The sequence below is a fragment of the Methanobrevibacter sp. genome, assembly GCF_045636185.1.
In the GTDB taxonomy this organism is placed as follows: Archaea; Methanobacteriota; Methanobacteria; order Methanobacteriales; family Methanobacteriaceae; genus Methanocatella.
This window is the reverse complement of the sequence record NZ_JAZTXC010000117.1, coordinates 1-8424: the sequence shown is the minus strand read 5'-3', so window position 1 is coordinate 8424 and position 8424 is coordinate 1. Positions and strand designations below refer to the sequence as shown.

Below are 8424 nucleotides of genomic sequence, written 5' to 3'. Positions count from 1 at the left end.
GTATATTTTTGTTTTAATAAATTTAAAAATATGATATAAATGTTAAATGTCGATTTTTCACATGGATTTATATCTTAGTTTTCTTTTTTAAATATTTTCAATTATCGCTGATTAACGTAGGATAATGTTTAAAATTAAATGAATATTGTTAAATAATATTTTTCATATAAAATTATTTATGAAGATTTTAAAAATTATTATCATCATGCTTATTTTAATCATGTCTGTGGGGGTTGTCTGTGCGGCAGATATTGATTCCGATGATATTATAAGTGATGATGGTCAAAACGACATTTATCTGGCTAGTGAAGATTCATTCACTAAATTGGCTGACGAAATAAAAAATGCAGATGATGTGTTGGATTTAACACATGACTATATATTCTACAATGAAACTGATATTAAAGGTGGAATTACAATTGACAAGGAGGATTTTGTCCTTAACGGTAATGGCCACACAATTGACGGAAATAACCAATCAAGAATATTCACCATTTTTGCAGACAATGTAACATTAAAAAATTTAATTTTAATCAACGGCTATTCTAACTTTTATGGAGCAATATTAACTTTTAATACATTAACATTAGACAATGTTACTTTCATCAACAACTACGCATCTGAAGATGGTGGTGCTGTGGGAGTAGATGATGCAACTCTCAACATTAATAATTCTAAATTCATTGATAATTATGCAAATACCGGTTCATCAATATATGCTGAGGAGGGTGAAGTTAATATTTGCAATACATATATATCATCAAAGATATTTTCAAAATTTGGTCAAATTTTTCTTGATGCTGCTGAGGGTAATATAGAAAATTCCATCTTTTCAAATATTGTTTCTGATTATGCGCCTGCAGTTTATTCTATTGAATCCGAAGCTCTTAGTGTAATTAATTCCAAATTCATTAATTTGACAGCCAGTATCAGTGCTGGTGCAATAGGTGTTAAAGAGGTGGAAGAGATATATATTAATAATTGTGAATTCATCAACACTACATCCTCTAATAATGCTGGAGCTATTCTTGCAGATATTATTGGAGAGGAATGTGGAGATGGTGACGTGACTATAAGCAATTCTATATTTAAAAATGTCTCTTCTGGGTTCGGCGGTGCATATATGCAATATGGCGGAAATCTCGTAGTGGATAATTCAGAATTTATTAACAACCATGCCGAATATAATGGGGGATCAATCTATCTTTCATTTGTTGATAATTGTGAAATCGATAACTGTAATTTCACTTCAAATGGTGTTGGCATATTTGATGATTATCCAACATATGGCGGCGCAATATTCTCAGATATTTCTACATTAAATATAGATAACTCTAATTTTATCAATAACACTGCAAGCGTAGGCAATGCAGTCTATGCATATGATTCTTCATATAACATTAAGAATTCCGTATTTGAAAACAATACTCAGGACATTTATACTGTATTTGATGAAGATAGTGTTTTGGAAAACAATACATATTACAATATCTCAACCAACAATACATTTTATGCAACAGTTGTAAGCGGTCAAGGTCTTGATTTGACATTAATCAACAATACCATTAATGTTGAAACCGTTCCAAAGAGATTTGACCTGCGTGACTGGGGATGGACTTCACCCGTTAGAAACCAGGGATTTATGGGTGCCTGCTGGACATTCTCAATGTGCGGTACCTTAGAATCTGCATTATTAAAAGCTACAGGCATTGTAGCTGACTTTTCAGAAAACAACATGCAAAATGCTATGTTGCAATATTCAATTTATGGTGGTTGTGAACCTGAAGGCGGAGATAACAGATATTCTGCGGGATATTTATTGAGCTGGTTAGGGGCATTTACACTAGATTTTGATGTTTATGATGAGATTGGAAAGATTTCACCATTTATTACAACAGATAATGATGTTCATGTTCAGGACGTGATGTTTACACCAAACATGGAAATACCAGCAGGTACACAACTCAAATTGGCCATCATGAATTATGGTTCTATAGATGTGGCCTACTGTAGTGAAATTATGTCTGATGATCAAATCCGTTATTATAATCCTGATACTTATGCTCAGTATGTTAATGACAGTTCTCTTGAAGCTGATCATGCGGTTTCAATTGTGGGATGGGATGATAATTTCCAAAAAGAAAAATTTGCTATTACTCCACCTGGTGACGGTGCATGGATTGTGAAAAACAGCTGGGATACTGACTGGGGAGATAATGGATTTTTCTATATTTCATATTATGACAAATCACTTCTAACCTCAGTAAATGTTGATACTTATGCAACTTCAATAATAATTGAAAATACGGAGCCATACAATAAAAACTATCAATATGACATCTTTTGGGGTGGTAATTTTACTTCAAGTAATGGAAATGTAAGTTTTTACAATGTTTTTGAAGCATTAGAAAATGATGCGATTGCAGCGGTCGGAACATACTTCAACCAGAGTGGTGTCAATTATACTGTCGAAATTTTTGTAAATGATGAATTAAAATTAACTCAGGATGGAGTATCACCATATTGCGGTTATCACACTATCAAATTAAATGAATACGTACCTATTAAAGAAGGAGATATCTTTAAAGCAATAGTAACATCTAATGGGGCACCTTATACTCTAATAGATGAAACTAGGGTTCATTATACTGAAAATATATCATTTATTTGTTATGATGGTGAAAATTGGGAGGATGCATATAAAAACGATTTCATTGTTTGTTTAAAAGTCTATACTGTGGCTTTGCCTATTTATACTGAAGATTTGGTTAAAATCTATAAAAACGATTCCAAGTTTGAAGCAAATGTGGATGTTGCAAATGAAACAGTTACTTTTGAAATTAATGGTATGAATTATACTAGAACTAGTGATGAAAACGGAACTGCCAGAATGGCTATTAACTTGAATCCGGGAAACTACACAATCAAAACCACATTCAACGGTACAACAGTTGAAAATAAGATTAATGTATTGCCTACATTAATTGCAGATAATTTGGTTAAATACTTCAGAAACGAATCACAGTTCTATATTAGCTTAATTGATGGTGTAGGTAATGTGGTTCCTAATGCAACTATTACCATAAACATCAATGGTGTTTTCTACAATCGTACAACCAACGAAAACGGAACTGCAAAGTTAAACATCAATTTGAATCCTGGCGTTTATGTATTGACTGCTTTTGATCCGTTGACTGGCCTTCAAATGTCATACAACATTACTGTAGTGCCGACATTAAATGCTGCTGATTTGGAAATGACCTATAAAGACGGCTCAACATTCAATGTAACTGTTGTGGATGGTCAGGGAAAACCATTGGCTAATGCTGCCGTAACATTTAATATTAATGGTATATTATATACAAGATATACAAATTCTGATGGATTGGCTAAACTAAACATCAACCTTATGGCAGGCGAATACATAATTACTTCAGAATATGACGAATTAAGAATATCAAACACAATTACAATAAGGGATTAAATTTAATCCTTTCATTTTCTTTTTTGAAACGATTTAAAATTATTTTTCTAAATTCATAACATTAATATAATTAAAAATATAAAAAATTAATTGTAAAGTTTATTTGGTGAATTTTCGTGGAATTATTAAGTGAAATATTATTTCAGTTTGCTGTTGTCATTATTATTTTTTTAGTTTTAACTCTTTTGGGAGTGTTTTCATACAAAATAATAAAAAATAAGTATCTGAACTCTATTGATATGAATGACTATTTGCCTGAAGATGAGATTCATTCTTTAAAACAGATTTTTTATTTAATTCTGATGTCATTATGTATTGTAAATGTTTTTTATTCCATGATTGGCTTTGAAATGGAATTTATATATGCATTTGCAATATTTGATATTGCACTTTCATTATATTTTGCAATTACAATAGATAAAAGTTCTATAAAGAATAAGATTATATGGCTGTTATTAATTCCGTATGGAGCTTTATCTTTCTTATTGTTCAATATTGATTTAGTAATTTATATGGCAGATATAATTCATGTTTTAGTATTTATATACTTTGCAAAACTCAACTTTGATAAATTCATGGAATATACTAATTCAAATGGTTTGGGAGTAACTATAGTATTATTATTTTTAATTATTTTTGTTAGTTTCTTTATAACCCAGTATGCTGAAGGAGTCAATGCCTTAGATTCCCTTGTAATGATTTCCAATCAATTCACAGGTAATGGGTATGGTATCTTCGGTAATTCAATTGCGGGTAAGTTTAATAGTTTATTGCTGGTTTGGGGAGGTTATGTCCTTTCTGGTGTGAGTGCGGCAACATTAACTGCAGCAATTTTAACCAGTCATTTCAGAAAAAGGTTTAAAGAATTAGAAAGATTAATTGAAGGGGATGATGAATAATGGATATTCAGTCTGTAATAATTATAATTATTGCATTATTGGGTATGCTTGGAATTTTCCTATTTTTAGCATATGCCACTAAATTTATTGTTAATAAGATTAAATCAAACCCTAGTTTTAAAAATTCAAAATTTTTAAATCCTACTGAATATTTTCCTGTTGAACAACTAGCCTCTTTAAAGCAAGTTTTTTACTTGTTAATGATATTTGTTTTCATAGTGATTAGTTTATATCTGATATTTGATTGGGGTGAGGGTGCTTATCCTATATTTATTTTGGATATTATTGTTTCAATATATCTTTTCATAAACAGTGATAGTGAATCATTAAAGGATAAGATTATATTATTTTTATTAGTTCCTTTCGGATCCATAGCTAAACTACTAATTGGATATAATTCACCTGATTTCCTGGATTTATTCCATATTTTCGGATATCTGTATTTTAGTTATGTTTATGATCGTAAATTTATGAAATACACTGAAACTATGGGGATAGGAATATCAATAATATTGTTATTTTCAATAATATTATTTAGTTTTATATTTACAATGTTTGCTGAGGATGTTTCTCCTTTGAATTCCATAGCTATGGTTTCAAATGCATTTACAAGTAATAGTTATGATCCTGCAGGAAATAGTGTAGTTGGAAAACTTGATTCGTTACTATTGGCATGGGGAGGATATATTCTATCCTTTGTAGGTACCGCTACTTTGGCTGTTTCAATAGTAAACAGATACGTTGACCGACAATTTGATGATTTGGAAGAATTGATTAAAAGCAAGAAAAAAGAGAAATAATTCTATCTGAAAAAGTTTAGGTGATATTTGACAATGAATTGGGGCATGTTTTCGTGTTGATTTAATATTTTCCATTATGTCTGTTAATTGATTAATATTTTTCGTGAAATTGCATTTTTAAGATTTAAGATTATAGTTATTTTTAAATAATATTTTCTTCATATTATAATTTATATCAACTATGAGGTGATATTTTGATTAGAGAAAAAATTATAGGGTTATTATATATACTCTTCGGTATAATACTGATTGTTAGTCCAATATTTTCATCTGAATTACTTTCTATATGTATTGGTTTTTCTTTAGTATGTTTAGGTTTAGCGGAAATGGGTACAGGAATTCTTTTTATAGGTGAGTTTGGTAATTCTTATTCAATTTTATCTATACTTGTTGGAATACTTTCCCTGTTATTTGGTATCATGTTTATATTCTTCTTAAATGCTTTACCATTCCTTGTATCTTTACAGTTCTACATTATCGCAATTCTGATGATGGTATATGGAATAATGGGAATATTCTATTTAGACGGCAAATATAAAATTTATTCCGCAATTATTTTGATTTTAGGTATTTTAAATGCTGTACTCGCAGCATTTTTCGCATCACAACCTATTTTGATAGCTGTACTCGTTGGAGTTGCATTAATTGTGGAAGGAGTTTTTGTTCTAGTTATAGACCGTGGTATGACCTTAATTGAAAAAAATGCATAATTTTAAAGGATTATTATCCTTCTTTTTTTTTTATTTTATTTGAATTTTTACAAATTTCAATGTAATCAGTTCATTATTTAGATAGTATTATTAAATAGTTAGCTATTAAATATATTATTGAGCATTATTTTTTTCAAAATTATTCGTATGATTTGAAAAAGGGTATTATTGAACTTGATAATTTAGTTATAAACTATGGGGTAAAAATATGAGAGATATTGATGAACTTAAAAAAACACCGGGTTTATCATTGAAAAGATATTTGGTACTATTCATTGCAAATTTTATAGGAATCTATTTAATTAGCTTCGGATTGGATTTTTCCATTGCTAATTTTAATGAAGTTATTCTATTCATATTTTTCATCAGTATTTTTAATGCCATATTCTGGCCAATTCTAACAAAGATATTCATGCCATTTTTTGTTTGGACTTTCGGAATTGCAGCTATTTCTTTAAATGGGGGAATTTTTGCATTTTTCGGACAATTTTTTGGCATATACATTACCGGTTGGAATATAATATTAACCCCAATATTAATAGCATTGATTACACTTATTATATCAACCATATTTTCACTGGATGATGATGGAGCATATTATCAGGCGGTGTTAAGGGAAGCTCAAAAGAAAAGAAAAGGGGATATTAAGGATTATCCTGGAGTAATAATTGTGGAAATAGATGGGCTTGCATATGATGTTTTATGTGAAGCTGTCGACAAGGGTTATATGCCTACAGTCAAGTCAATGATAGAGGGTAAGACCCATACCCTTAAAAAATGGGAAACTGATTTGTCTTCACAGACGGGAGCCAGTCAGGCGGGAATCCTTCACGGAAATAATGAAAATATCACTGCTTTTAGATGGATTGAAAAAGAAAATGACAATCAGATGATGGAATGTTCTGGAGTTACAAAAGTTAAAATACTTGAAGATAGAATATCTGATGGAAATGGATTGCTTGTTGAAAATGGAGCAAGCAGATCCAATCTATTTTCAGGAGATACTGATGATGTAATCTTTACTTTCAGTAAAATAACTGATTTGAAAAAGCTATACAATGGTGCATGGTTTTCCATTTTTTCAAATCCCAGCAATTTCGCACGTATAGTTGTGCTGCTCATTGAAGATATGGGTCGTGAAATAATTTCCCAATTGAAACATAAAATATATAATATCAGACCAAGGATTTCACGAGGAATCATATATATTCCAACAAGGGCAGCAACAAATGTATTCATGAGGGAAATCAATACAGAAACACTAATTGGAGACATGATGGTTGGGGATATTGATGTTGCTTATTCCACATATCTGGGTTATGATGAAATTGCCCATCATTCTGGGGTTAGAGATGGAGATGCATGGTTTGCCCTTAAAGGAATAGACAAACAGATTAAACATTTGTTTGATGGAAACAAATATTCTCCAAGAGATTATCAATTTGTGATACAGTCTGACCATGGTCAAACTAATGGTGCAACATTCAAACAAAGATATGGACAGTCATTTGAAGATTTTATTAAATCCCTGCTTCCTCAAGACATCAGTATGTATGCAAATATGTCATCAAACCAAGACCATTTTGCAGAAGTACATATTCCATTTTCAGATAAAATTGATAACATTAAAAACAGAAATAAGAAAGATGAAGAAAAAGAACTATCGGACTCCGAAGTAATTGTTCTTGCATCAGGAAATCTTGCAATGATTTATCTAACCCAATGGAATCATAGATTAACCTATGAAGAAATCAACAATATGTTTCCAGAGCTGATTCATGAAATCGTCAACAATGAATACGTAGGATTTATTTTAGTTAAATCCTCTCAAAAGGGTGACATAGCAATAGGTAAAAACGGAACATGCTATCTTGATAATGATGAAGTTGAAGGGGAAAATCCTCTTGAAGGCTTTGGAGACAACATTGTTCATCATTTAAAAAGAAACAGTTCCTTTAAATACGCTCCAGACATTTTAGTCAACAGTTTTTACGATGCTGAAAAGGATGAGGTTTGTGCCTTTGAAGAGTTGGTTGGAAGCCATGGTGGGGTTGGAGGAAGCCAATCAGAACCGTTTATTTTATATCCTTCAGATTGGAATGTTCCTGATGAAGAAATTGTGGGTGCAGAAAATATCTATGGGGTACTGAAAGCAAATTTAGCTAATATTAAAAAGTTTAAAAGTAATAAATGATTCAAAAACATCAATCAATAATGATGTTCTCTCCTGTGGTAGGAATGATAGGTGTGAAAATTTTTCCATGTAATTTATGCAAAATGTCGTTTGATTATTTTGTATTTTTTGTTGGAAGTATATTTTTATTTGTTTGTTTTTTTGTTTAAATAGATGTCATGTTTGGTTTTAGCGTATTTTTTTAAAGTCATGTATAGGAATTGAGAAAAAATTTTAAAAGAATAAAAGAAAAAAGAAAAAAAATGGTTTATTCAACATTTGAGTATAATAAACCGATAGCTCTGTGGTAGAAGAATAACATGTAAACTATGGAGATACCTAATATGATTTTACCGAC

The 8424-nt window shown here is 30.5% G+C and carries 5 protein-coding genes; all 5 read left to right on the top strand.

Translation table 11 applies throughout. The features are described 5' to 3' along the window. Positions 1–178 precede the first annotated feature (178 nt). The 5 genes from ACKI3Q_RS06785 (at position 179) to ACKI3Q_RS06765 (ending at position 8087) form a co-directional block, all read left to right on the top strand. Positions 179–3484: a C1 family peptidase gene (locus tag ACKI3Q_RS06785; RefSeq protein WP_407415538.1), complete on the top strand. Its 3306-nt coding sequence runs from the start codon at positions 179–181 to the stop codon at positions 3482–3484. 116 nt (positions 3485–3600) lie between these two features. Further along, a complete protein-coding gene (locus ACKI3Q_RS06780) occupies positions 3601–4383 on the top strand; it encodes a hypothetical protein (protein ID WP_407415536.1) in 783 nt (260 codons plus the stop codon). Beyond that, positions 4383–5183, top strand: coding sequence for a hypothetical protein (locus ACKI3Q_RS06775; RefSeq protein WP_407415534.1), 801 nt, complete (start codon positions 4383–4385; stop codon positions 5181–5183). The genes ACKI3Q_RS06780 and ACKI3Q_RS06775 overlap by 1 nt, the downstream gene beginning before the upstream one ends. Positions 5184–5377: 194 nt before the next feature. Further along, positions 5378–5893 (top strand): DUF308 domain-containing protein, encoded by a 516-nt coding sequence (locus ACKI3Q_RS06770; protein WP_407415532.1) that lies wholly within the window; start codon positions 5378–5380, stop codon positions 5891–5893. Between the two features lie 208 nt (positions 5894–6101). Continuing rightward, complete coding sequence (locus ACKI3Q_RS06765; RefSeq protein WP_407415530.1) at positions 6102–8087, top strand: alkaline phosphatase family protein; 1986 nt, start codon at positions 6102–6104, stop codon at positions 8085–8087. Positions 8088–8424: the final 337 nt, after the last annotated feature.

Excerpts from the sequence above, each read along its gene's own strand:
- ACKI3Q_RS06765 (WP_407415530.1), top strand. The coding sequence starts at position 6,102 with ATGAGAGATATTGATGAACTTAAAAAAACACCGGGTTTATCATTGAAA.
- ACKI3Q_RS06775 (WP_407415534.1), top strand. The coding sequence starts at position 4,383 with ATGGATATTCAGTCTGTAATAATTATAATTATTGCATTATTGGGTATG.
- ACKI3Q_RS06785 (WP_407415538.1), top strand. The coding sequence starts at position 179 with ATGAAGATTTTAAAAATTATTATCATCATGCTTATTTTAATCATGTCT.